The sequence below is a fragment of the Otariodibacter oris genome (assembly GCF_009684715.1).
Classification (GTDB): Bacteria; Pseudomonadota; Gammaproteobacteria; order Enterobacterales; family Pasteurellaceae; genus Otariodibacter; species Otariodibacter oris.
Genome location: NZ_CP016604.1, coordinates 1,573,846 through 1,599,295 on the forward strand (window position 1 = coordinate 1,573,846; position 25,450 = coordinate 1,599,295).

The 25,450-nt window shown below is 35.0% G+C and carries 21 protein-coding genes and 2 pseudogenes; 12 read left to right on the forward strand and 11 right to left on the reverse strand.

Going from position 1 to position 25,450, the window contains the following annotated elements:
- Positions 1 to 56: 56 nt before the first annotated feature.
- Positions 57 to 1,505 carry a sulfatase family protein gene (locus tag A6A10_RS07270; RefSeq protein WP_121122553.1) on the reverse strand — a complete coding sequence of 483 codons (1,449 nt, stop codon included), beginning with the start codon at positions 1,503 to 1,505 and terminating at the stop codon, positions 57 to 59.
- Positions 1,506 to 1,508: 3 nt separating this feature from the next.
- Positions 1,509 to 3,188: a solute:sodium symporter family transporter gene (locus A6A10_RS07275; protein WP_121122555.1), complete on the reverse strand. Its 1,680-nt coding sequence runs from the start codon at positions 3,186 to 3,188 to the stop codon at positions 1,509 to 1,511.
- A gap of 263 nt (positions 3,189 to 3,451) precedes the next feature.
- On the opposite strand from A6A10_RS07275, the gene A6A10_RS07280 reads away from it, so the two are divergent.
- Together A6A10_RS07280 and A6A10_RS07285 are read left to right on the forward strand one after the other, a co-directional pair.
- The gene (locus tag A6A10_RS07280; RefSeq protein WP_121122557.1) at positions 3,452 to 4,252 is read left to right on the forward strand and encodes a sulfite exporter TauE/SafE family protein; all 801 of its coding nucleotides are present in this window, start codon (positions 3,452 to 3,454) and stop codon (positions 4,250 to 4,252) included.
- Between the two features lie 107 nt (positions 4,253 to 4,359).
- Positions 4,360 to 6,234: a SurA N-terminal domain-containing protein gene (locus A6A10_RS07285; RefSeq protein WP_121122559.1), complete on the forward strand. Its 1,875-nt coding sequence runs from the start codon at positions 4,360 to 4,362 to the stop codon at positions 6,232 to 6,234.
- Between the two features lie 203 nt (positions 6,235 to 6,437).
- Here A6A10_RS07285 and fadR read toward each other — a convergent pair whose 3' ends face one another.
- Positions 6,438 to 7,160: a fatty acid metabolism transcriptional regulator FadR gene (fadR, locus tag A6A10_RS07290; protein WP_121122561.1), complete on the reverse strand. Its 723-nt coding sequence runs from the start codon at positions 7,158 to 7,160 to the stop codon at positions 6,438 to 6,440.
- 166 nt (positions 7,161 to 7,326) lie between these two features.
- On the opposite strand from fadR, the gene nhaB reads away from it, so the two are divergent.
- From nhaB to greB, 10 genes and pseudogenes are all read left to right on the forward strand, one after another.
- On the forward strand, positions 7,327 to 8,868 hold the full coding sequence (nhaB, locus tag A6A10_RS07295) for a sodium/proton antiporter NhaB (protein ID WP_121122563.1): 1,542 nt from the start codon (positions 7,327 to 7,329) through the stop codon (positions 8,866 to 8,868).
- A 12-nt stretch (positions 8,869 to 8,880) separates the two neighbouring features.
- Complete coding sequence (gene dsbB / locus A6A10_RS07300) at positions 8,881 to 9,423, forward strand: disulfide bond formation protein DsbB (protein ID WP_121122566.1); 543 nt, start codon at positions 8,881 to 8,883, stop codon at positions 9,421 to 9,423.
- Positions 9,424 to 9,591: 168 nt separating this feature from the next.
- Positions 9,592 to 11,634 carry a methionine--tRNA ligase gene (gene metG / locus A6A10_RS07305; protein ID WP_121122568.1) on the forward strand — a complete coding sequence of 681 codons (2,043 nt, stop codon included), beginning with the start codon at positions 9,592 to 9,594 and terminating at the stop codon, positions 11,632 to 11,634.
- Positions 11,635 to 11,642: 8 nt separating this feature from the next.
- The gene (gene ndk / locus A6A10_RS07310) at positions 11,643 to 12,059 is read left to right on the forward strand and encodes a nucleoside-diphosphate kinase (RefSeq protein WP_121122570.1); all 417 of its coding nucleotides are present in this window, start codon (positions 11,643 to 11,645) and stop codon (positions 12,057 to 12,059) included.
- A 128-nt stretch (positions 12,060 to 12,187) separates the two neighbouring features.
- Positions 12,188 to 13,309: a fused PTS fructose transporter subunit IIA/HPr protein gene (gene fruB, locus A6A10_RS07315; protein WP_121122572.1), complete on the forward strand. Its 1,122-nt coding sequence runs from the start codon at positions 12,188 to 12,190 to the stop codon at positions 13,307 to 13,309.
- On the forward strand, positions 13,309 to 14,253 hold the full coding sequence (gene fruK / locus A6A10_RS07320) for a 1-phosphofructokinase (RefSeq protein ID WP_121122574.1): 945 nt from the start codon (positions 13,309 to 13,311) through the stop codon (positions 14,251 to 14,253). Before fruB ends, fruK begins: the two co-directional genes overlap by 1 nt.
- A gap of 56 nt (positions 14,254 to 14,309) precedes the next feature.
- Positions 14,310 to 14,870 (forward strand): annotated as a pseudogene (locus A6A10_RS09705) (fructose PTS transporter subunit IIB); the annotation flags it as partial.
- A gap of 159 nt (positions 14,871 to 15,029) precedes the next feature.
- Positions 15,030 to 15,338 (forward strand): annotated as a pseudogene (locus A6A10_RS07330) (fructose PTS transporter subunit IIB); the annotation flags it as partial.
- A 150-nt stretch (positions 15,339 to 15,488) separates the two neighbouring features.
- Positions 15,489 to 16,424, forward strand: a complete 936-nt coding sequence (locus A6A10_RS07335; RefSeq protein WP_121122576.1) for a KpsF/GutQ family sugar-phosphate isomerase — start codon at positions 15,489 to 15,491, stop codon at positions 16,422 to 16,424.
- Entirely contained in the window at positions 16,424 to 16,903 is a 480-nt protein-coding gene (greB, locus tag A6A10_RS07340) for a transcription elongation factor GreB (RefSeq protein WP_121122578.1), read from the forward strand. Before A6A10_RS07335 ends, greB begins: the two co-directional genes overlap by 1 nt.
- 93 nt (positions 16,904 to 16,996) lie before the next feature.
- On the opposite strand, the gene recF is transcribed toward greB, so the two are convergent.
- From recF to A6A10_RS07380, 8 genes are all read right to left on the reverse strand, one after another.
- On the reverse strand, positions 16,997 to 18,085 hold the full coding sequence (recF, locus tag A6A10_RS07345) for a DNA replication/repair protein RecF (protein WP_121122580.1): 1,089 nt from the start codon (positions 18,083 to 18,085) through the stop codon (positions 16,997 to 16,999).
- Between the two features lie 100 nt (positions 18,086 to 18,185).
- Positions 18,186 to 19,289, reverse strand: coding sequence for a DNA polymerase III subunit beta (dnaN, locus tag A6A10_RS07350; protein WP_121122582.1), 1,104 nt, complete (start codon positions 19,287 to 19,289; stop codon positions 18,186 to 18,188).
- A gap of 9 nt (positions 19,290 to 19,298) precedes the next feature.
- Complete coding sequence (gene dnaA / locus A6A10_RS07355) at positions 19,299 to 20,651, reverse strand: chromosomal replication initiator protein DnaA (RefSeq protein ID WP_195759397.1); 1,353 nt, start codon at positions 20,649 to 20,651, stop codon at positions 19,299 to 19,301.
- Between the two features lie 152 nt (positions 20,652 to 20,803).
- Positions 20,804 to 21,073, reverse strand: a complete 270-nt coding sequence (gene rpsO / locus A6A10_RS07360; protein ID WP_121122585.1) for a 30S ribosomal protein S15 — start codon at positions 21,071 to 21,073, stop codon at positions 20,804 to 20,806.
- A 112-nt stretch (positions 21,074 to 21,185) separates the two neighbouring features.
- Positions 21,186 to 22,499: a cation:proton antiporter gene (locus tag A6A10_RS07365; protein WP_121122587.1), complete on the reverse strand. Its 1,314-nt coding sequence runs from the start codon at positions 22,497 to 22,499 to the stop codon at positions 21,186 to 21,188.
- A gap of 112 nt (positions 22,500 to 22,611) precedes the next feature.
- Complete coding sequence (locus A6A10_RS07370) at positions 22,612 to 23,199, reverse strand: Crp/Fnr family transcriptional regulator (protein ID WP_121122589.1); 588 nt, start codon at positions 23,197 to 23,199, stop codon at positions 22,612 to 22,614.
- Positions 23,200 to 23,387: 188 nt separating this feature from the next.
- On the reverse strand, positions 23,388 to 25,118 hold the full coding sequence (locus A6A10_RS07375) for a DUF3413 domain-containing protein (protein ID WP_121122591.1): 1,731 nt from the start codon (positions 25,116 to 25,118) through the stop codon (positions 23,388 to 23,390).
- Position 25,119: 1 nt separating this feature from the next.
- On the reverse strand, positions 25,120 to 25,344 hold the full coding sequence (locus A6A10_RS07380) for a YejL family protein (RefSeq protein WP_121122593.1): 225 nt from the start codon (positions 25,342 to 25,344) through the stop codon (positions 25,120 to 25,122).
- Between the last annotated feature and the right edge of the window lie 106 nt (positions 25,345 to 25,450).

Below are 25,450 nucleotides of genomic sequence, written 5' to 3' on the forward strand. Positions count from 1 at the left end.
AAACTAGAAATTCTCGTATTTAATTATACAAATTGATATACGAAAAATGCTAAAAGTTAAATTTCATCAATGATTCGATAAACCCAGTTTTCTAATGGATCGTTTAATCGTTTCATTTCTACACGCATTTCTTCTAACATTTCTTTTTTGATATCACGATAAGCATCATCATAGAATAGATTATGCATTTCTCCCGGATCTTTGCGAATATCATATAATTCACACAAATCAGTCGCATTGAATACCAATTTATAATCCTTTCTACGCCACATTCTTTGTTCAAAATAAACAAAGTGTCCTGCTAATTGACCAAGTAAACCTTTACGTCCATTATTTTGGCTTTGACGAGTGATAGGTAACAATGTTTCACCTTGGAAACTTTCTGGTACTTTTTGACCTGCGATATCAAATACGGTCGAAGTTAAATCATGTAAATAAACTAAATTATCATCAACTTGATTTTCACGAGATGATTGAGGATCCTTGATAATTAATGGAATGTTATAGGTTGATTCAAACATGAATTCACCTTTCTCAATCATTTTGTGAGCACCCATAGCATCACCATGGTCAGCAGTAGCGACAATAAAGGTATTATCGTATAGATTGTTGTCTTCTAAATACTTAAAGAGATCGCCAATAGCATCATCAATTAGAGTAATGTATCCCCAGAATTTAGAGATCACTTCTCTCCAACGTTCTTCGCTCGCTTCCCACATTCCCCACATTTTAGAGATTGTACGATAGTGACCTGGTTTCCCTTCTAACGGTTTGAAGAAACTTTCGTCTAATACGATATCCTTTGGATCATACATTGAATAGTATGGCTCAGGAATGACACATGGTGTGTGAGGTCCCCAGAAATTAACCCAAGCAAAGAATGGTTTACCTTCATCTAGGGATTCTTTGATATAACGTTTCGTTTCATCAATGATGAAATATTCTATCGTTTCTTCTTTCGTCCCAGATAATAAACCACACAACTCTTGTACTCTTAAATGTGGGTTCTCACCAAAATAAGCTCGGCTAACTGTCGGTGCTTCATAGCCCTTTTCTTCTAACCATTCTTTATAGCGATTAGAATGAGTTGGACCTTGATCGAAGACTAAATTTTTATAGACACGACTACCAGGGTAACCGTAACCATCAAAATTATGACCTTTGATATCATAATCTTCCGGCACGGATTTTGTCCCAACGTGCCATTTACCAACTACATAGCTGTTATAGCCATCAATATGACCAATATTCGGCAAGGATGGACTAATTTCACCAGTTCCTCCTTTTTCACCATTCTTGATAATGCCGTGCGATGACGGCATTAATCCAGTGAAAAGAGAGGTTCTAGCAGGTCCACAGACGGATGCTGGAGTAAAGGCATTATTAAAACGGATACCATCTTTAGCTAATCTGTCTAAATTTGGAGTTTTAACAATTTCATGCCCATAAGAACCCAGCATGTCCTTTCTAACTTGATCTAATAATATGTAAATAACATTGTTCATTAATTACGCCTTATTTTTTCTACCAAACACCACGAGAATAATAATTTGCAATATAACATATGCGCCTATAACCATTAAAGGACTACCTGTTTCTGAAGCTAAACCTAATGGAGAAAGTAAGGCGTACACACTAATTAATCCTAAGACAAGTGATGCAACAGTTACGTTTGCATATTCCCAATTAGATAAATCTACATTTGCATGATTTGATGTATCTTCTTCGTATGGTGTACGTCTTAAGAATGTACCTAACACAAGCATTAACACAACATCAAAGACAAACAATGACGCCATAACATAGACGAAGTTTACTTGAACATCAAATACCCATACGATTGAGAAGTAAAGAATAACGTGAAGTAACAACGCGATTCTAGCTGCTAAGCCTGATACTGTTTTATTAAATAAGCCGACTGCAAAAAGAGCAACGATAGGAATATTAACGAAACCAGCAAAACGTTTAGTTAACAAGAAAATACCATCTGTACCAAACATAAGTAATGGTCCCATAATCATGGTAACAATCGCCATGACTGCTGATACTTTTTTAGCAAGTACAATCACTTCTTGTTCAGTGTATGACTTATGGCTAATAGATGGTAATAAGTCTTTACAGAAAATAGTTGCTGATGAATTTAAGAATGAGTTAAATGTACTTAAAATCGCACCAAACAATGCAGCCACGAAGAAACCTTGTAAAGCTGTTGGTAACACACGATTAACTAATTCAGGATAAGATACATCAATTGGTTTTAATCCTTCTCCAAGGATATGGAAACTGAGTAAACCCGGTAAGTTTAAAATAATAGGTAATAAGAGAAGGAATAATGCCGCAATTAAGATCCCTTTTTGACCTGCTTTTAAGTCTCTCGCACCTAATGCACGTTGTACGATAGCTTGGTTAGTTGTCCAATAGAAGAAGTTTACAACTAAAATACCAGTAAACATTGCTGGCCAAGGCACAGCATCTGTTGCACTACCAATCGCATTGAATTTTTCCACATGAGTTGTGCCAATGACTTTGATACCTTCCATAAAGCTACCATCACCAAGATATATCAAAGCAAAGATAGGCACAAGCAATGCACCGATTACTAAGATAAAGGCATTAAGTGTATCTGATACTGCAACGGCTTTTAACCCACCAAAGATAGCGTAAATAGCCCCAACAATACCAATTACAATTACTGTATAAGTAATTGATTCGCCGTAACTTAACCCGAAAATAGTTTCTAGATTAAATACAGAGTTAAATGCAATTGCTCCAGTATAAAGAGCAGTTGGAATAACAATGAAAAGATAAAAAACCAAGAATAATGCTGACATAATCAAACGAGTTTGTCTGTCAAATCGGTTTTCAAAAAATTCTGGAATTGTGGTATATCCGTTACGAATATATTTTGGCAGTAAATAAAGTGCTAAGAAACAGAGAGGAACAACCGCTTGAACTGTCCAAGCAATAATAGAGAAATTCCCTGCGTAGGAATTCGCATTTACCCCAATAAGTTGTTCAGTGGATAATGAAGTCAATACCATTGAACATCCAATCACTACCGCACTCAATCCTCTTCCCGCAAGGAAGTAACCTTTAGAAGTAGTTAAATCATCATTTTTGGTTTTATACCAAGAAATAAGTGCCACTGCTAAAGTGACAACCAAAAAGCTGACTATGGTTAAAAACATATAGCCTCCAAATATGCTCTTAGAATAACTGATACGACTATCTAACCTTAGATAGTTATTCTAAACTTTGTATTAGTACACAAAATTAGACGCTAATTAGAATAATATGATTATAAAATTATCAATATGATAATAATCATAGCTGATAAGTGATCTTGATCACATATTGAAAAATTTTTTCGAATATGAGGATGATCATAAAATCTGGTCAAAATTTTATTAGATAATGAGGAAAAATAACTGAGGAAAAATGAGGAAGAACAATGTCTTTATTGATTATTTGCATATTGATCATTTGTGGCGTGTTAGCTAACATCATGTCTGCTCTGTTTGGCATTGGTGGCGGAGTATTAATGGTGCCTGTACTACGTACTCTTTTCCCAGATTTACCATTCCAAATGGTTTCAGCTACATCTCTGACGATTGTTATTGGAACATCTTTAATTAATTTAAGCTATTTTTATAAACGCAAAATATCTATCAGTTATAAATCTATGTTTCTCTGGTCAATTGGTATGTTAATTGGAGTACAAATTGGTTTTGAGAGCAGCTTTTATTTATCTAATACCATTATTATTAGTGTATTTATCATCACGCTATTAATACTCGCAGCTCGAAGTTTTTTCTTTTATAAACGAACAGATGATACGTCTGATTATTCTGTAACCAAAGAGAACTATAAAGGAATTATCCTTTGTGGATTAGGTGGTGGAGTTGCAGGAATGACAGGCATTGGAGGAGGTTCAGTACTTGCTCCATTAGTAGGCCAACTTCACAGTGTTAAACCTACCCAAATTGCAGTCTATACAAATTATATGATGGTAATTGGAGGACTTGGTAGCTTATATGGTTATTTAACAAGAGTCCCTTCTACTTACTTAGAAAACTCATGGCAAATTGGTTATGTTAACTTTTCTATTGCAGGGATAGTTATTGCAAGTTCATTTGTCACAAGTTTTGCTTCAATGAGACTGAAAGGAGCGCTTACTCCTGAATTAACCCGGAAATGTCTTGGCGGAATTTTATTAGTTATTGCCCTCTACATGCTAATACTACAGTTATAGCACTTAAAAGCGCCTTAATTTTATTATTTTTACCCATAATTCAACATTGAGAATTGTTAGCTTTTCAGTATAATCAATCTAATTTTTTTAGTATTAGGATAATTATAATGATTGAAAAAATGCATGAAAAATCGAATAGCTTTGCGTTTAAAGTTATTTTTGCACTTGTATCTATTTCATTTGTACTTGGTGGAATTGGTGGTGGATTCTTAGCTGTAGATACTTCTGCTGTTAAAGTAAATGGTGAAGAAATCTCTCAGCAAGATTTTAATTTAGCCAAAGGTCGTCAACAATCCGTTTTAAATGAACAACTAGGTGAAACATTTTGGGATCTTATGGATAACCCAGAATATGCTCAACAATTTCATGAATCTATCATGAACGAATTGATCAATGATGAACTGCTATCTCAATATGCACAATCTCTCAAATTGGGCATTAGTGCAGACCAAATTAAGTTAGAGATTGTTCGTAATCCTAATTTCCAAAAAGATGGTAAGTTTGATAATGGACTTTATCAACTGCTATTAACAAATAATGGTATTAGTGCAGACCAATATGCTGGGATTGTATATCGTGGAATGTTATTTTCACAAATACAAGAAGGCATTGTGAACAGCTTATTCGATGTACCAGTACAACAAGAGTTACTTGGGAAACTATTGTTACAAAAACGTAATGTTCGCTTAGCGACTTATTCTGTTGAAAAAGAAATGGAAAATCAGACAGTTTCTCCAGAAGAGTTACAAGCATATTATGATGCAAATAAAGCACTGTTAATTAATCCTGAAGAAATTGCAGTAGAGTATGTTTCAGTCACGCCTGAAGATCTTTCTAGCAAAATTCAAATTACGGATGAACAGATTGATACCTACTATCAAACCAATAAATCTCAATATGTAACGAGAGGCGAATCTCATATCGCACATATACAAGTTGCCGATGAAGCAACTGCTAATGATATTGGACAACAACTCAAAAATGGCGAGGATTTTGCGGAGTTAGCGAAATCAAAATCTATGGATACACTATCCGCTACTCAAGGTGGTGATTTAGGTTGGGCAAGAGAAGGCATGTTCCCTAAAGCATTTGATGATGCCGTTGCAACATTAAGTGTTGGACAAGTTAGCCAGCCAGTTAAAGTAGATAACGCTTTTCATATCATCAAATTAATCGATCGTAGAGAGAACAAGGAAATTCCTCTTGAGCAAGTTAAAGATCAAATTGCTGATATTATCAAAAGAGAGTTAGTCGCCACAGAATATTCTAATGTTACACGTGAAATGGCAAATACCGCCTTTGAAAGCAATGGTTCACTTGATAGTGTTGCAGAAGTTTCTGGGAAAACACTTCAACATACTGAATTATTTAATCGCCATAATATCCCTGAAATATTAAATAATGAAAAAATTGTTAAGATTCTGTTTGATGAGCAATTTAAGCAAAATGGTCAAAATTCTGACCCAATTGATATTACTGAAGGTACGTTAGCAAAAACTATTTTTGTGAGAGTAAGCCAATATCAACCTCAAACAGTGAAAACATTTGAAGAAGCTAAAGACGAAATAACATTGGCAGTTAAAAAAGAAAAGTCAGAAAAATTACTTCAAGCTAAAAGTGAAGAGACAATCAAATCACTTATTGCAGGAAATGAAACAGGTGTTGCTTTTGATCAACCTCAAGAATTCGTATTTGGTCAACGTGATTTAACACAAAGAGATCTGATGGATACAATTTTTGCTATGCCAAAACCATCAAATAAACCACAATATGCCTCAGCAAAAAATGCAAATGGGGACATAGTCATTATTGCATTAGATAAAGTTACAGATGGGCAACCTGATGAATATAATATAATTTCTAGCCAAATGACCCAAGCTAATAGCGAAGTATTATATAGTGATTTATTAAAGGATTTAAGAGAAAGAGCTAAAGTTGAGTTAAATGAAGATTTTATAAATCAGCTTGAGGTTCTGAACTAAGGATATCAAATTACAAATAATGAAATTAGTTTATACACTACCTTAGATATTCCATACCTAAGGTAGTGTACCTTTTCATACGAGAATATATCATATCGTCCAATCACCTCTTCTGATGTACACGTAAGGCAAAATTAATGCCATAATTTATGTAATAGTATGGTTGATATTTACTATATAGGTTCTATCTTCTTACCATACTGTTATTCCATAAAATCGCTCGGTAAATTACTCAGCATTTGTGTCCAAATTTTCGTACTATTGTATCTATTATTTATCATACATTCGCTTGCTCTCTCATAATCTCCTATTTGACTAGCACTTTGAAGTGCACGATAAAAATCTAAAGTCAATTTTCTCGCAGCTGGATCTGAGAAAAACAATGATGCAACTTGATGATATAAATCTTTAAAGCTATTTAGAATTAGCCCATAAACAGGTTTATCTGCTATAAAAGTAAATCTTCGATATAAATTATAATCAAACTTTGCAAATGATTCGGCTGTATCCTCTAAATCCTTCAAACCATCAAATATCAATAATGATGCTTTGGAATCTAATTTTATAGCTTCAGGAATGTAATATTCCGCCATTCTAGTACGCAAAGAAACAACATTCGTAATAACCATAGGAATAATAGAAGTATCCAATCTAATTAAAGTCTCAATTATTCTAGGTCCAGCAGTTTCCCAAATATTATTTACACGAGTGGCCTTGCCATGTTGAATACTCAACCAACCATCACGAGATAACCTTTGTAAAACCTCCCTTAATGTCGTACGAGTTACACCAATAATATCAGCTAACTCCCTTTCCGCTGGTAACTCTGAGCCAATAGCAAAATGATTATTCCAAATACTTTTAACTATATATTCTTCAGCTAATGCTGCTGGGCTTTGTGCTTTTAATATACCTGACTTATTCATAGTTAAAATCCCAATAAAAAAAATAAATATCCAAGAAATCCCCACAAAAAATGTACAACTTAGTGTTTAAAATCAAACTTTAATCCATTAATTAGTAATATCATATATTACAGTTAGGCAAAAAGTATATTACAATTCTCGTATTTTTAATTCAATTGAGTATCTTATGAAGAATATTGATGCATTTTTTAAAAATTTCCTTGGTCAAGCACCAGAATGGTACAAAATTGCCATTATAGCGTTTTTGATTATAAATCCCATTGTTTACTTCCTTATTAGTCCTTTTATTGCAGGTTGGTTGTTAGTTGGAGAATTCATTTTAACACTAGCCATGGCCTTAAAATGCTATCCATTGCAACCTGGTGGTCTCTTAGCAATAGAATCTGTTGTGATAGGAATGACATCCCCGCATCATATTAAACTAGAAGTTATGGCAAACTTTGATGTTGTTCTACTTCTAATGTTTATGGTGGCTGGTATTTATTTTATGAAACAGTTATTACTTTATCTTTTTACCAAGCTAATTATTTCTATTCATTCTAAAAGAGTGTTATCTCTTGCATTTTGCTTAAGTGCGGCCTTTCTCTCTGCATTTTTAGATGCATTAACTGTAATTGCAGTAATTATGAGTGTGGGGGTAGGATTTTATGGAGTTTACCATAAAGTTGCTTCAGGCAATAGTTTTGAGGATTCTACAGATATCACTAATGATGATAAAATCACAAAACATAAAAAAATCTTAGAGCAATTCCGAGGATTCCTACGTAGTTTACTCATGCATTCAGGTATAGGAAGTGCATTAGGAGGTGTTATGACTATGGTAGGTGAACCTCAAAACTTAATTATTGCAGCACAAGCTCAATGGAGTTTTAGTGAATTTTTCTTACGTGTAGCACCTGTTAGCATTGTCGTTTTTATTTGTGGTATTGCAACTTGTTATCTGTTAGAAAAATATAAACTGTTTGGATATGGCGATGAACTACCTCGCAAAGTATGGATTGTTCTCACCAAATACAGTATTCAAAGAGAACAAAAAATGACTCGCCAAGATCGTTTAAAACTTCTGATTCAGGCTTTAGCCGGTATCTGGTTAATTATTGGATTAGCATTGCATTTGGCTGATGTTGGTATTATTGGCTTAACTATCATTATTATCTGTACAGCGTTCTGTGGTATCACTGATGAACATGCTTTGGGTAAATCATTCCAAGAATCATTACCTTTTACCGCATTACTTGTTGTCTTTTTCTCAATTGTAGCTGTAATTGTTGATCTAAAACTTTTTGATCCAATTATTCAGTTTGTTTTATCTACTGAAGAGGACGTTCAATTAGCATGGTTTTATGTATTTAATGGATTATTATCAATGATATCTGATAATGTATTTGTAGGTACTGTTTATATCAATGAAGCTAAAACAGCATTAACCTCTAATATTATTAGTCGTGAACAATTTGATCTCATTGCTGTTGCAATTAACACAGGAACAAACTTACCTTCTGTTGCAACACCAAATGGACAAGCGGCCTTTTTATTCTTATTAACATCATCATTTGCGCCATTAATTCAATTATCTTATGGTAGAATGGTTTATATGGCATTACCATATACTATTGTTCTCTCAATATCTGGTTTTTTATCTATGGAATTTTTATTACCTTCACTCACAAAAATTTTGTTAAATTGGGGTTGGTTAATAACTCACTAAAATAGGAATTTTATGTTTAGCTATCTTAAAAGACTTTCTATAAGAAGAGGAGCCTGGGCCTTGCTTTTTGCAAGTAGCTTAATTTTAGAGTTAACAGCGCTCTATTTTCAACATGGAATGGGATTAGATCCCTGTGTGATGTGTATTTATGAACGAGTAGCTTTACTTGGTGTATTAATTTCGTCTCTCATAGCTATTATTGCACCTAAATTCGCTACACTACGTTGGATTGCATTAGCTATTGGTTTATTTAGTGCAACAAAGGGGTTACTGCTTGCTATTCAACATACTGATTATCAACTTAATCCTGCTCCATGGAATCAATGTTCACCATTTGTCGAATTTCCTGAAACATTACCATTAGATAAATGGTTCCCTGCAATATTTGAACCCAATGGTGATTGTAGTGCAATTAATTGGCAATTATTTGGTTTAAGTATGCCACAATGGCTTATTGTGGTATTTTCAATTTACTTGATCATACTTATTCTAGTCACAATCAGCCAATTTAAAAAAATTAATGTAACTGGTTCTAGTAGACAATTATTTCGATAATTGATTAACCCATAAATAAAAAATGAAGCGGTAAGATAATACTAAAGAATTACAAAATCCTTTTGTTATCTTACCGCTTACCATCTTTTTAGCTAAACATACGGAACTACACAATTTTCCCTATTTCCGCTACAATTCAACTCATTATTTATTATTACGGTATATACAATGTCAAATACTCCAAGAAAAATGCTCGTTACTTGTGCATTACCTTATGCCAATGGGGCTATTCATTTAGGCCATATGTTAGAACATATCCAAGCAGATATTTGGGTGCGTTTTCAACGTATGCGTGGCAATCAAGTTTATTTTGTGTGTGCAGATGATGCCCACGGTACACCCATCATGCTTAATGCTGATAAATTAGGCATTACACCAGAACAATTAATCGAGAATGCAAAAGCTGGTCATATTGCGGACTTTAGTGGATTCAATATTAGTTTTGATAACTATCACTCAACCCATAGTATTGAAAATAAAACCATTACTTCTGAAATCTATAAAAAATTAAAAGCAAATGGATTCATTAAAAGTAAAGTGATTTCACAGCTGTATGATCCTGAAAAAAATATGTTTTTACCCGATCGCTTTGTAAAAGGCACTTGCCCAAATTGTAAAGCAGAAGATCAATATGGCGATAACTGTGAAGTGTGTGCTTCAACTTATAGCCCTATGGATTTAATTAATCCTCGTTCAGCAGTTTCTGGTGCAACACCAATTGTTAAAGAATCCGAGCATTTTTTCTTTGACTTACCAAGTTTTGAAAATATGTTGAGAGAATGGACACGTTCTGGTTCACTTCAAGCTGAAATCGCCAATAAAATGCAAGAGTGGTTTGAAAGTGGTTTACAGCAATGGGATATCAGCCGTGATGCACCTTACTTTGGATTTGAAATTCCTGATGCCGAAAATAAATTCTTTTATGTATGGTTAGATGCGCCTATTGGCTATATGGCATCATTCCAAAATCTGTGTGATAGAGAAGGTATTGATTTCAATGATTTTTGGAAAAAAGATTCAGAAGCAGAACTTTACCACTTTATCGGAAAAGATATTGTTTACTTCCATAGCCTTTTCTGGCCAGCAATGCTGGAAGGTAGTGGTTATCGTAAACCAACAAATGTTTTTGCTCACGGATACGTAACCGTTGATGGACAAAAGATGTCTAAATCACGTGGAACATTCATCCAAGCAAGCACCTATTTAAAACATATCGATCCAGAATGTTTACGTTACTACTACGCAGCAAAGTTAAATGATCGTATTGAAGATCTTGATTTTAGCTTAGATGATTTCGTACAACGTGTGAACAGTGATATCGTAAACAAACTGGTTAATCTTGCATCTCGTAATGCAGGTTTTATTACTAAACGCTTTGAAGGCAAGCTTGCAAGTGAATTAGAAAATCCTGAACTTTTTGCTGAATTTATTACACAAGCTGAACAAATCGCAAGCTATTATGAATCGCGCGAATTTAATAAAGCCATCCGTGAAATCATGAATTTAACGGATAAAGCGAATAAATACATTGATGATAAAGCGCCTTGGGTGATTGCTAAAGAAGAAGGTAAAGAAGCTGAATTACAAGCGGTATGTTCAATGGGATTAGAAATGTTCCGTATCCTAATGAGCTACCTTAAACCAGTATTACCTAAATTGGCAGAAAAAGCAGAAGCTTTCTTACAAACTGAATTACGTTGGGATAACATTGATGTTCCACTGTTTAACCATACAATTTCACCATTCAAAGCATTATTCTCTCGTTTGGAGAAAAAACAAATTGATGCTGTAATTGAAGAAACCAAAATCTTATTTGCCGAAGCAAACAAAAAAGAGGAAAAAATGACAGAAACTCAAGCAACTAATGTAGAGCCTATTGCCCCTGAAATTACTATTGATGATTTTGCTAAATTAGATCTACGCGTTGCAAAAGTGCTTAAATGTGAGTCAGTACCAAAATCAAACAAACTATTACGTTTTGAATTAGATCTTGGCGATCATACTCGTCAAGTATTCTCTGGTATCAAAGCGGCTTACAATAATCCAGAAGAATTAGAAGGGCGTTTCGTGATTATGATTGCGAATTTAGCCCCACGTCAAATGTCTTTTGGGCTTTCTGAAGGAATGATTTTATCAGCAGGCACAGGCGGTTCAGACTTATTCTTACTTTCAGCGGATTCTGGAGTTACTGCTGGTATGCAGGTTAAATAGGAGAAACTATGTTGCAACAAACTCTTTGTATTATCAAACCCGATGCAACTCATCGTCATCTAATTGGCGAAATTCTTGCATATTTAGAAAAAAATGATTTAGCGATTAAAGCACTAAAAATGCTTCAATTAACAAAACCACAAGCAGAAGGCTTTTACGCTGAGCATCAAGGAAAACCTTTTTTTGAGCCTTTAGTTGAATCAATGATCAAAGCACCCGTTGTTGTTGCGGTATTAGAAGGTGAGAATGCAATTAGTCATTATCGAAATCTAATGGGAGCAACGGATCCTGAGAAAAGAGAAAAAGGCACAATTCGCGATCTCTATGCCTTAAGTTATCGAGAAAATTCGGTACATGGTTCTGATTCAGAAGATTCAGCCAAACGAGAAATTACTTATTTCTTTACCAAAAATGAAATAGTGTAATTTCATGAAATAACAAGAAATCCTTTTTTGATAGCAAACAAAAAAGGATTTTTTTCTTATCTGAATAAGTAGATTTTGCTCAATAAAAAGCAGTAAAATTCATCTTATTTTCACGTAGAATATAAAAAATGCTTAGTTTATCAGCCGATAATATTCAATTAAATCAATATGCCAAAAATAAGCGAGAAGCTATTCATTTAATTGCTCATCGATTAGTACAATACGGAAATGTTGAATCTGGCTATGAAAGTGGAATGGTTGACAGAGAAAGCCAAATTTCCACTTTTTTAGGCAATGGCATTGCGATTCCCCACGGAACATTAGACACTCGTGATTTAGTCAAGAAGACGGGCGTACAAATTATACAATTTCCCCAAGGAGTGGAATGGGGAGAAGGCAATATTGCCTATATCGTGATTGGTATTGCCGCTAAATCCGATGAACACCTTTCCATTTTACGTCAATTAACGTCCATACTAAATGATGAAGGCATTACCCAAAGACTTGCTAAAATTAATGATATTAATGAATTTATCGCATTATTTAATGGATCAAAAGTATTACCTATTATTGATACCGATCTGATCACTTTTAACAAAAATACAACCAGCCTTATTACACTTTCTGCTCTTAATGCAGGAAAACTGGAAGAAAAAGGGTATGTGAATACGAAGTTTATACAATCAGTTATCGCAACCCAACCACTCAAAATTGCAGATAATTTATTTGTCATTGATAGTGAAGACGGTAATCAAGCCAATGGGATTGCAGTTATTAGAGATAAAGAAAACAAAATTCTGATTACCTTTTCGCATACTGATCAAGATCTAGAATCTCAATGGAAAAAATTACTTGATAAAGAAATACGTAAGCAATTATTTACTTTTGAAAAGAAATCCCAATTTGTCGAGTTTTTTACCGAAAAAGATACCTCACAAGCGGTCAGTTCCAAAGATAAAATTGCAAATTCTCACTCACTCGAAAAAACCTGTACGATTCATAATCAGCATGGCTTGCATATTCGTAATGGTGCAATTTTGGTAAATCTTATCAAAGCGTACAATGTAAAAGTAAAAGCTCAGAATATCGATACTGAAAGTCCTTTCGTTAATGCAGAAAGCCTAATGAATATACTCTCTCTTGGTGTTCAAAAAGGACAACATTTAAGATTTGTTGCCACAGGAAAAGAGGCTCAAGTTGTACTAGACGAAATAGGCAAAGCGATTGAAAATGGTTTAGGGGAAGAATAATGACTACGCCATTACGAATACTGAGTGTGACTTTTAATCCCGCCTTGGATTTAGTTGGATTTTCATCGCATATTCGGTTAGGTGAATTAAATCGTATTGAGTCTCTAGGATTATATCCCTCAGGTAAAGGGGTTAATGTTGCGAAGGTATTGGCAGATCTAGCTATTCCCGTTACAGTAACTGGTTTTTTAGGGGAGGATAACCAAAGTGATTTTGTTCAGTTATTTGAACAAAATAATATTCGAGATCTATTTTATCGTGTAAAAGGTAAAACACGAATTAATGTCAAAATTACAGAAACCGATTCAAATGTCACAGAATTAAATTTTCAAGGCTTTAAGATTCAGTCTCAAGATTGGGAACAATTTATTGCTCAATCAGACTCTTGGTATAAGCATTTTGATCTTGTTGCCATTTGTGGCTCTTTACCTGATGGAATCGAAATCTCCCAATTTTCTAGTTGGCTGTCTCACTTGAAATCTCAAGGATTAAAAATCATATTAGATACTAGTCACTCAGCATTATCCGAAGGAATTAAAGCAAAACCTTGGTTGATTAAACCCAATCAGAAAGAATTAGAGGATTTAACCAATCACGCATTAACTAATTTAGATGATATTATCTATTCAGCTAAAATATTACACCAAAAAGGCATAGAAAATGTAATTGTATCAATGGGCGACAAAGGGGCTGTTTGGGTCAATGATCAAGGTATTTTGCGAGCTGAGCCACCACACTTTGAACATATAGTCAGTACAGTTGGGGCTGGTGATTCAATGATTGCAGGATTACTTTATGGCTTTATTCATCAATGGGACAAAATCAAAACATTACGTTTTGCTAGTGCTGTTTCTGCTCTTGCAGTAACCCAAACTAATGTCGGTATTTCAGATGAATTAGTACTCAATAATCTATTACCCAAAATAAAACTGACTACGTTGTAAATATGTATAAAAATGTTTTTAAATTCAATTAAATTTATCTAAAAAGGAATTAACCAATGAAAATTGCATTAATATTTCCATCTCAACTGGGCCAATCTAGAACTTTTCTTGTGAATGAAGTATTGTCAGCAGCAGCGACGCAACAAGGACATACGATTGTTGAACCTGAACAAGCTGAATTTGTTTTGTTATTTGAACAGCAAATTCCAGACAATGTAATAGGTAAGAAAGGCGCTATCGTTGATATTGACCAAGCGTTTAATCAACCAGAAGAAACCTTATTACAAGCGGTTAATTCATTACATATTTTAGCAAATAATAATGCTCAACAAGATGCAAAAGGTACAACAATATCCAAAGATAAAATTAAAAAAATTGTTGGGGTAACGGCTTGCCCAACAGGGGTGACACTCACTTTTATGTCCGCAGAAGCAATTTCAAAATATGCTAAAACACAAGGTTGGGAAGCTAAGATTGAAACAGCTGGACAAATTGGCTCTAGTCATTTGCTTTCAAAAGCAGATATTGAAGCAGCTGATTTAGTTTTTGTGGCGGCTGATATTGATATTGATCTCAGTAAATTTGAGGGCAAATTACTTTATCGTACTTCAACAAATCTTGCATTGAAGAAAACAGAACAAGAATTTGATAAAGCGATTAAGGAAGCTAAAATTTATCATCATAACGACAAACCATCTCAGGTAAAAAATAAAAATATGGAAGACGTGAAAAACCCCGTAAGAGCCGATCATGCTACAATGGACAAGGGTCAAATCAAAAAAATTGTCGGTGTAACGGCTTGTCCAACAGGGGTAACATTGACATTCATGTCAGCAGAAGCCATAGCAAACTATGCCAAAGAACAAGGTTGGGAGGCTAAAATAGAAACATGGGGACAAGTTGGCTCTAATAATTTACTTTCTAAAGCAGATATTGAAGAGGCGGATTTAGTTTTTATTGCCGCAGATATTGATATCGATCTGAGTAAATTTAAAGGTAAGCCTCTTTATCGCACTACGACTAATCTTGCATTAAAGAAAACCGAGCAAGAATTCGATAAAGCTCTAAAAGAAGCACAAATTTATTAATATACTCACTCATAATGCCAAAAGGGAAATTTGTCATTTTTCTCTTTTGGCAATTATCTAGAAATCCACACTACAACCTAAATATATAATATTTATTCAAAATTCACGTATAATAAGCAAAGACTATATCTAATATCGGAGTTATTCATGAACTACCTACTCTATGCTAACGACGCTCTATCATTATATTCACAAGCTATTACTCGTTTAAATCAATCATTATCTGAATCTTTTAATCAAGCTGTTGATCTCATCCTAAACTGTGAAGGTCGAGTTGTTGTAGCGGGTATCGGTAAATCTGGGCTTGTTGGCAAAAAAATGGTAGCAACATTTGCTTCCACTGGTACTCCTAGCTTTTTCTTACATCCAACAGAAGCCTTTCACGGTGACTTGGGAATGCTAAAATCAATAGATGTCGTGATCCTCATTTCTTATAGTGGGGAAACGGATGATGTGAATAAACTTATTCCCAGCTTACAAAATTTTGGTAACAAAATTATTGCCATGACAGGGAATCGTTATTCAACTCTAGCACAACATTCAGATATTGTGTTGGATATCAGTATTGAACGTGAGGCTTGCCCAAATAATCTTGCACCAACAACCTCAAGTCTTGTCACGATGGCTCTAGGTGATGCATTAGCGATTGCATTAATTAAAGCGCGAGATTTTAAAGCAGAAGATTTTGCTCGTTTCCATCCAGGTGGCAGTTTAGGACGTAAATTACTCTGTCGAGTGCGTGATGTTATGCAAAAAAAATTACCAATTGCAACATTACACAATACATTCAGCGATTGCTTAGATATTATGAATGCAGGCAGAATGGGCGTTGCTCTTGTTATGCAAGATGAAGAATTAAAAGGTATCATTACCGATGGCGATATTCGTCGTACACTTGCTAAATTTGGTGCTCAAAGCTTAGAAAAAACGGCTGAAGATATTATGACTCGTGAACCTAAAACAATAGTTGATACGGCTTATTTAGCTCAAGCAGAGGAATTGATGAAGGAAAAACATATTCACTCACTCATCGCTGTAACTGAATCAGGCAAAGTATCAGGCATTGTGGAGTTTGCTAGCTAATGGCAAAATCAAATCATATTACGAGAGCAGGTTGGCAAGCCCTTGATCAAGAGCTTAAATACCTTTGGAAAGATGAACGCCCTAAAGTGACACAAGCTGTTTCAGATGCAGCAGCTTTGGGCGATCGCAGTGAAAATGCTGAATATATTTATGGTAAACGTCGTTTAAGAGAAATCGATCGCCGAGTCCGTTTTTTAACGAAACGCTTAGAGGCGTTGCAGATTGTTGATTACCACCCAAGCCAAGAAGGTAAGGTTTTTTTTGGTGCTTGGGTTGAACTAGAAAACGATCAAGAAGAAATTAAACAATATCGCATTGTCGGGTGTGATGAGTTTGATCCTGCAAAACAATGGATCTCCATTGACTCCCCCGTTGCCAGAGCATTAATCGGTAAAGAAGTAGATGATGAAATCCAAGTCGATACCCCTTCAGGAAAAATAACGCTCTATATTAATAGAATTTGGTATGAGAAAGCGTAGCATATTGTAAAAGCTTTAACACAAGCGGTAACTTCCCTCTAAATTTTCACACATAATTTATGCAAAATATTAGGAGAAAGCTACCGCTTCCATTTAGCTAATGGCTTGAATATTCCCTTGTTGTAACATAAATCGTTTATCGCCTTGCTCTTCCAACCATTGCATTTGTTGCAATTGTTCTTGAGTGATAGCAGTTACAAAGACTTGTGAGCCTGTTTCACGCAATCGATGAGCCAGTAATGCCCGTTTAGTTGGGTCAAGTTCTGAGGCGAAATCATCCACTAGAAATAAACACTCGCGGGATTTTTGTTGAATCAGATATTCTCCTTGAGCTAGGCGTAAGGCACACATGAGCAATTTCAGCTGACCTCTGGAAAGGATATCTTCAACGGGCAGTCCATTTGCTCTAAAGCGAAAATCAGCTTTTTGAGGCCCTACCATCGTATAACCCACAGAACGATCTCGTTCAAATCCTTGAGATAAAATTTCCGCATAATCTCGTTCTTTATCCCATCCTTGATGAAAACTAACCGTAATTTCCAATTCAGGCAAAAAGAACTGACAGGTTTTTTCTATGGCGGGTCTTAATGCTTCGGCATACTCTGCTCGCATTTGACTGACAATCTCGGCGAGTTTAGCAAGTTCAATATCCCAATGGCGTAATTGTGAGTAATCCCTAACTTGCGATAAAGCGGCATTACGCTGTTTTAATAAACGTTTTAAATTGACCCAGTTACTATAAAATTCTGAATGTTGATGAAATAGTCCCCAATCTAAAAAGGCTCGGCGATAACTAGGTCCTCCATTAAGTAACGTCAGCCCTTCTGGTGTTATTACTTGCATTGGGAGTAAATGAGCAAGATCGGAAATCTTTTTCCCTTCTTCTCCATTAATTTTGAGTTGCGTTTCACTTTGTCTATTGCGTTGTAAACCGACTGACCATTCATGTTTAGCTTCAGCAATCTGACCAAACAACACAAAATGATCGTGTTCTTGATGAATAATTCGGCTACTAATATGGCTTTTAAAAGAACGCCCATGCCCTAAATAGAAAATTGCTTCTAAGACGCTCGTTTTACCACTACCATTTTCACCTACTAAAAAATTAAATCCATGACTTAATTCAATATCGGCGGAGATGATATTTCTAAAATTATTAATTAATAAGCGAGATAGGGACATTTGAATAAACCACAAGCGGTAAGATTAGCTAAAAGATTTGCATAATGTGTAGAAAGAAAGGTCACAAACATTGCGACCTTTCTTTTCTATATCTATAAAATTATAAACGCATTGGCATAATCACATATTCTGCCGTACTGTTATCACAATCCTCAATTAAACAGCTTGAACTCGTATCGACGAGATTAATACGAATACGTTGGCATTTAAGCGTGTTAATCACATCAAGCAAATAATTGACATTAAATCCGATTTCCATATCAACATTATCGTAAGCAACATCAATAATTTCCTCAGCTTCTTCTTGCTCTGGATTATTTGCAGTGAGTTTTAATAAATTATGGCTAAGTGCAAGTCTTACGCCTTTAAATCTTTCATTAGAAAGAATCGCTGCACGTACCAACGCACGTTTTAATTGTTCTGCATCGGCTTCTAAAATACGATCAGCATTGCGAGGGAAAACTCGACGATAATCAGGAAAACGGCCATCAATCAGTTTTGAAGTAAAGACGATACCATTCATTGAAACGCGAAGATTACTTGAACCAATTTCCACTCTAACAGGATCATCATTCGTATTAATCAAACGTGATAACTCTAAAACGGCTTTACGTGGCACAATCACTGAATGAGTTAATAACTCTTGATTCAGTGGCATAGTACAAACTGCTAAACGATGACCATCTGTTGCAATTGTTCTGAGTAAATTACCTTCTGTCTCAAATTTCATCCCATTTAAGAAATAACGTGCATCTTGGTTAGCCATTGAAAATTGCGTTGCTTCGATTAAGTGAGATAACGTTGCTTGGTTAATGGTAAAATCAACATCAGCTATCCAATCCATAAGATTTGGATAATCTGAAGCAGGTAATGTTGCTAAACTAAATTTACTTCTATCTGCACGGATCAATGCACGATCTTCTTCAAATAAGAGCGAAATCACACTATCTTCAGGTAGGGTTCGACAAATGTCTAAAAATTTCTTAGCTGGAATAGTAAATTTTTGTTCAGAACCAACCGCTTCATCTAATTCTGCTTGTGTGGTTAGCTCAACTTCAAGATCGGTTCCCGTTAAAAAAAGATGATTGCCTTTAATTTCAAGTAAAACATTATTAATAACAGGTAAGGTAGGACGACTACTTAATACGGCACAGACCTGTTGTAAAGGCTTAAGCAACTGTTCACGAGTAATAGTAAATTGCATAACAATTCCTTAGGACGATAATTTACGGGTTAAATTAGTGTAATCTTCTTGGATATTCGAATCCGTATCACGCAACTCGTTTATTGTCTTACAAGCATGCATAACGGTTGTATGATCTCTTCCACCAAATTCACGACCAATTTCAGGTAAACTATGATTGGTTAGTTCTTTGGCTAATGCCATCGCCATTTGACGAGGACGAGCAATAGAGCGTGTACGACTTTTAGATTTTAGATCAGACATTTTTATATTGTAATATTCTGCCACTGTTTTTTGAATATTTTCGATCGTGATCAAATGATCATATGAGGCAATAAGATCCTTTAACGATTCCCTTACCGCATCAATAGTAATTGGACGATCTTTGAATTTACTCCACGCGATCGCTCGATTCAATGCACCTTCTAATTCTCTCACGTTTGTTCTTAATTTTTGTGCGAGGAAAAAAGCAACATCTTCTGCTAAGAATACATCTCTTTCTTCTGCTTTTTTCATTAAAATTGCGACACGAGTTTCAAGCTCAGGTGGCTCAATAGCAGCATTCACGCCCCAACTTAATCGTGAGCGAATACGTTCTTCAATATTTTCAATATTTTTTGGGAAAACATCTGAGGTCACTATAATTTGTTTGCTACGTTCAAACAATGAATTAAAGGTATGGAAAAACTCTTCCTGTGTCACTTCTTTATTTGCGAAAAATTGAATATCATCAATCATTAACACATCGAGGGAACGATAAAACTTTTTAAAGCTTTCAATGGTATTCGCTTTAATTGCTTTTACCATATCCTGCACAAATCTTTCCGAGTGAATATAGACCACTTTTGCATTTGGATTTTGTGTGATAATTTCATTGCCAATTGCGTGCAATAAATGGGTTTTACCCAAACCTGTCCCACCATATAATGAGAAAGGATTACAGTGACTCTCCCCTGGATTGGCAGCAACTTGTTGAGCAACAGCTTTAGCTAGCTGATTTGATTTACCTTGAACAAAATTATCAAAATTTAGCTTTTCATTTAAGCCTGATCTAATATTGTGCGTGATTTCCGTTTCAACTATTTTTTCTTTTTCAGCATTTTCTTGGGTGTTAGCTGGAGCTTGAACAGGTTTTGTACCTACTCGGATGGTGACTTTTAAATTTTCATCTTTAGATAAAAAACGAGCAAGACCGATAATTTCAGTCATGAATTTATCTTGAACCCAGTTTGCGACAAATTGGTTTTGAGCGTAAAGAATTAGCTCTCCATTTGCATTATCAGCCTGAAGTGGACGTAGCCAAGTACTGTAATCATTAGGTGAAATTTTTGAATGTAAATGACTTAAACAATCAGACCAAAGGGAAGACACAACTTGCTCCAACAAACAGTTAAAAAAGGTGAATAATGATACCTGAAAATGAGGTAAAAATCTTGTAAATTTTATCGATAATTTTGGAAAGATTGAGGAAAGTATTTGAAAAATAAATATAAAAAAAACCAAGCTATAAAGCTTGGTTTTCATTATTCTTGAAATTAGCGACGTAAACCTAAACGAGCGATAGTTTCTGAATATTTAGCAAGATCAGTACGTTTTAAGTAGTCTAATAATTTACGACGGCGAGATACCATACGTAATAAACCACGACGGCTGTGGTGATCTTTTTTATGCTCTGCAAAGTGACCTTGTAAGTGGTTGATTTGAGCAGTTAAAAGTGCGATTTGCACTTCTGAAGAACCCGTATCTTTTTCATCACGACCGAACTCAGCAACGATTTTTGCTTTTGCTTCTAAACTTAGAGACATTTTTACTCCTAAAAAGTAAGTTAGTTTATATTCATCAATAGCCGATCTCTAACTCAGCTACGACATGAATCTTCATTGTAAATTCAAATCAGCACTAAATCAATATATTTACTTAATGCGAGGATGAATTTGTTGGTTGTAAATAAGCTTCCTTATTTGGATCAACAGTTTTTGCTTTACGAATGAGCGGTTCAATTGTTGTACCTTGAGCCAAAATAGAGAACATTACTACCGAATAGGTCATCACCAGAATTAAATCTTTAACATCTATGCTACCCACAAAAGCAGTCTTAGCAGGGATTGATAACGCCATTGCTAAAGCAAGTCCGCCACGTAATCCACCCCAAGTCATAATTTTTAGGGTATAAGGATTATAAGTTCTCACTTTTTGTAATGCTTTAAATGGTAACCATAAACTGATATAGCGAGAGAACAAACAAACTGGGATAGCAACTAACATTAGTACTACACCATATATATTGAAATCAACAAGCAGTAATGCAAAACCAATTAAGAAGAACAGTAAGAAGTTAAGAAAGTGATCAATCATTTCCCAAAAGTGGTCCAAATAACGTTGGCTTTGTTCGGAGAAACCAGAATGGCGAGTCCAGTTCCCAATCATAATACCTGAAACAACCATCGCCAATGCACCAGAAACATGTAATACGTTATTAGCTAACATAAAGCCCGCGGTAGGAATAGTTAATGTTAGCAAGATTTCCATACTCCCATCATCTGTTGATGAAATAAGGATATGTGCAACAAAGCCTAGTACAAACCCTAATAGGATGCCGCCAATTGCTTCATGGAGGAATAACCCTAGAATGCCAGAGAATGTTGCTTCTTGCCCACCAAACGCAACAGCAAAAATAGTAATAAAAATAACCAAGCCAACACCATCATTAAATAATGATTCCCCTTCTACTTGCATAGAAAGGCGTTTCGGTGCTCTTAGGTTTTTAATAATAGCAAGAACGGCAATCGGGTCAGTTGGTGAAATTAATGCGCCGAATAAAATACAGTAAATAAAGTCGATGGGTAACCCTATTATATGTGCAATAGCATAAATGATTCCACCAACAAAAAAGGTTGATGCTGTTGTAGAAAACAAAGCAAAAATTGCAATTTCCCACTTTTGATCTTTTAATACAGGTAATTTAATCCCAAGCGAACCCGCAAAAAGTAAAAATCCCAAAATCCCATTTAGCAAGAAACTGGTGAAATCAACTTGTTGCATCACTTCTGTTGCCATGCTACTGATATTAAACCAACCAAGCCAACCAAAAAATAATAGCACTAACGAACCAACCATCGCTGATGCAGTAATTGCAATAGTAGATTGCACCTTATCACTTATTTTACTGGTAATAAATCCAAGCAAAATAGACAGCGCAGAAAGAAAGCAAATATACGCGTAAATACCCATTTGGTATCCTTAATTAACTGAGGAATTTGGTTATCAAATTCCACTAAGAAATTTAGGTAAGAATTAAATCAAATTTATTGAAGAAATGCAAAGATATTCAGCCTTGGTAAAGTTACTTAGATTTGCTCAAAGTGAAGGAAGGGGGTAAAGCACCTTTACGTTTAAGTTCATTCGCAATGCGAATTGCTGTCTCTGTTTCACACCCTGCAAACTCGCCAATTTCACGATAAGTCCAATTATAATAAGGATAATTTTTTGTCAGAAAATCAATACTTTGAATTACTCGTTCAGAAGTTTTAAGATAAGCGCTTTTTGCCAATCGTTGTTCAGCTTCTCTTAACTCATTTGCTAAAGATTGTAATAATTTTTTGCTTGCCTTTGGATTCTCAACAAAAAAATGGTTAACGCTTGTTGGTTTTATTCGGGTAATCTCTGCATCGACAAGCACTTTAGCACTACAGTGATATTGACTATCACCAAACAAAGTCCGATAACCAAAATATTCATTTTCTTGATAAAGTCTAACCAAACTCTCTTTACCATTATCTAAAGTATGATATAACCCTATTAACCCCTTATGTATGAAATAAAACTCTTGCGCAGTCTCACCTTGCTCATAAATTATCATACCTTTCGATAAGGTATGCAAAGGTATTAATTTACAAGCATTTAATGTCATTGGATTAATGTGAGCCTCCATTTTAATATTTTCTCCTATTTATCTTTTAAGTATTGGAATAGTAAAATTTTTACAAAATGTAAAATACTGATTTACTTGTTATCCATACAAAAAAGAACTTCTCTTATATCATTAACAAGAATAGTATGTAACTTCTTTCTCTTTGAACATTAATTAACTAGATATAAATATTGCAATAAATATAGTCGCTATTTTTCCACGAATTGATTACTTTGATGAATCAATTGGAAGAATAATGCAAGTGGTGGTCGAGCATCTGTTTCTTTAGCCCCTTCCTCATTATAGTGCTGAAAATCACCTTTCTTATTAATTTGGTATTGTTCACCATCTCGCATAATAGCCACATCCCAGCTATAATTTGCACTGAGTAGCCACCTACGATCATTTTCTTTAGTTAAATCAATTCCCTGAGAATATAAAGCGACAGGTGAAGTCATGCCAAAGAAACGATTAAGTAGTGTTGGCGCAATATCTAGATGACTCGACATACCGTTATATATACCACTATCGCCTTGCCAGAACATCAACATTGGTACTTTAGTGTGCTGAGCTGCAAAACTATTATCTGTAGTTGATTCTTGACCAATATCTGAAGTTAATAAGATAAAGGTATTCTTATCAAGTCCTTTAGCAGCAAGACGATTCCATACAAATCGTAATTGTGAATCAACAAATTGTACATTCTGTTTATCATTAATATCGCCAATGGCAAGATCCAAATAGCTAAAGAAAGGCACAGTGGTATCTTCAGTTTCTAACCATAAATTCCACTGACGTAATGCATCAATACTGTCTTTAGCTTGTGGTAACTCAAAATTCTCGAACAATGCCTGATAAATCGGATTCGCAAAACTATTATGTGAAAATAACCCAAACTGGTAATCTAAATTCTGTAAGCGAGAAATCAATACAGGTGGAGATTTTTTCGTCAGAATTGCATCTACATATTTACCACTCAAGCTATAAAATAAACTTGCAACCCCCGCCATTTCGGTATCACCTGCAATATAATGCTGAGTAAAGCGTCTAGAATGGCTACTTAATTCCGATAAATTCGGCATCAATTCTGGCGTAATCACACTATCCGTTAAGCCTGATAGATTGATAAATAATACGTTAATATTATCTGGTTTATTGTCAAATTGTAGTCGACCTTTAGGATAATCAAGGAAGAATCCATCTAATCGCCCATTTTCTTCAATAGTCTGATCAAAACTCTCTCTGTCTATCAATCCATGTTTTTCTAAGAAACTACGGGCAGTCATTGGATAAGAGAGGGGGTAATTCGCACGTTGTGCAGTGACTGGGCGATATAAAGACATATCCGCTAAGGCATAAAATAAATGCGTCCCCATAAAAGCAAATAAGAAGAAAGCAGCAACGTATTTTCCCCATTTTTGACGGTTAAAACTACGTAGCTTTTGCCAACACCATCTAGAATAAAGTATCTCTACCAATAATATTAGAGGCATAGGCACAAATAATAATTGCCATTGACGAGATAATTCACTTTCATCTGGATTCACCAGTAAATCCCAAACAAGCGGAGATAGGTGCAAATAAAATTGCTTAAAGACTTCGGTATCGACTAGTAGAACCGTCATACCGATAGTCGCAACCACCACCGAAATACCACGAAATGTCCTTGTATTGCCGATAATAAAACTCAGCGGGAACAGCAATAACAGATAAAACGCAAAAATCACAAAACTAAAATGGCCAAATAAACTTAAGAAAAAGTACAGTTTCCCAAGTAATGTATCTGGCCAATCGGCATTAAAGGCATATCGAGAGGATAGCAATAATGCGATAACAATATTAAATAGTGCAAACCAATGCCCCCACACAATACGGCGCGAGGTTTCCTCTCGGTATTGTAATGAATTTTTAGGTAGTAGGCGTTGGATTAAACTAAGCATTTTATTTTGCTGACTTTAACGAATTTTTTAACGCACTACAAAAAGCATCACTTAATGCTTCTTGCTGTTGTGGATTTTTAATATTGGTCACTAAAATATTCGTCACCATATTACCTAATGCCATTAGGGATAAATCAACAGGGGCTTTATGCTTCTCTAGCGTAATAATTAAATCACTTAATAGTGCTTCAACTTGTTTGTCCTGATATTTTGATTTACTTGCCATTTATTCTTATCTCATCGTGAAAATTACGCAGATAGTACCACAAAATAGATAAATACGCTGAAAACAAGCGGTCAGATCTTGTGAATTTTTTGCAAAAAATGTTGTT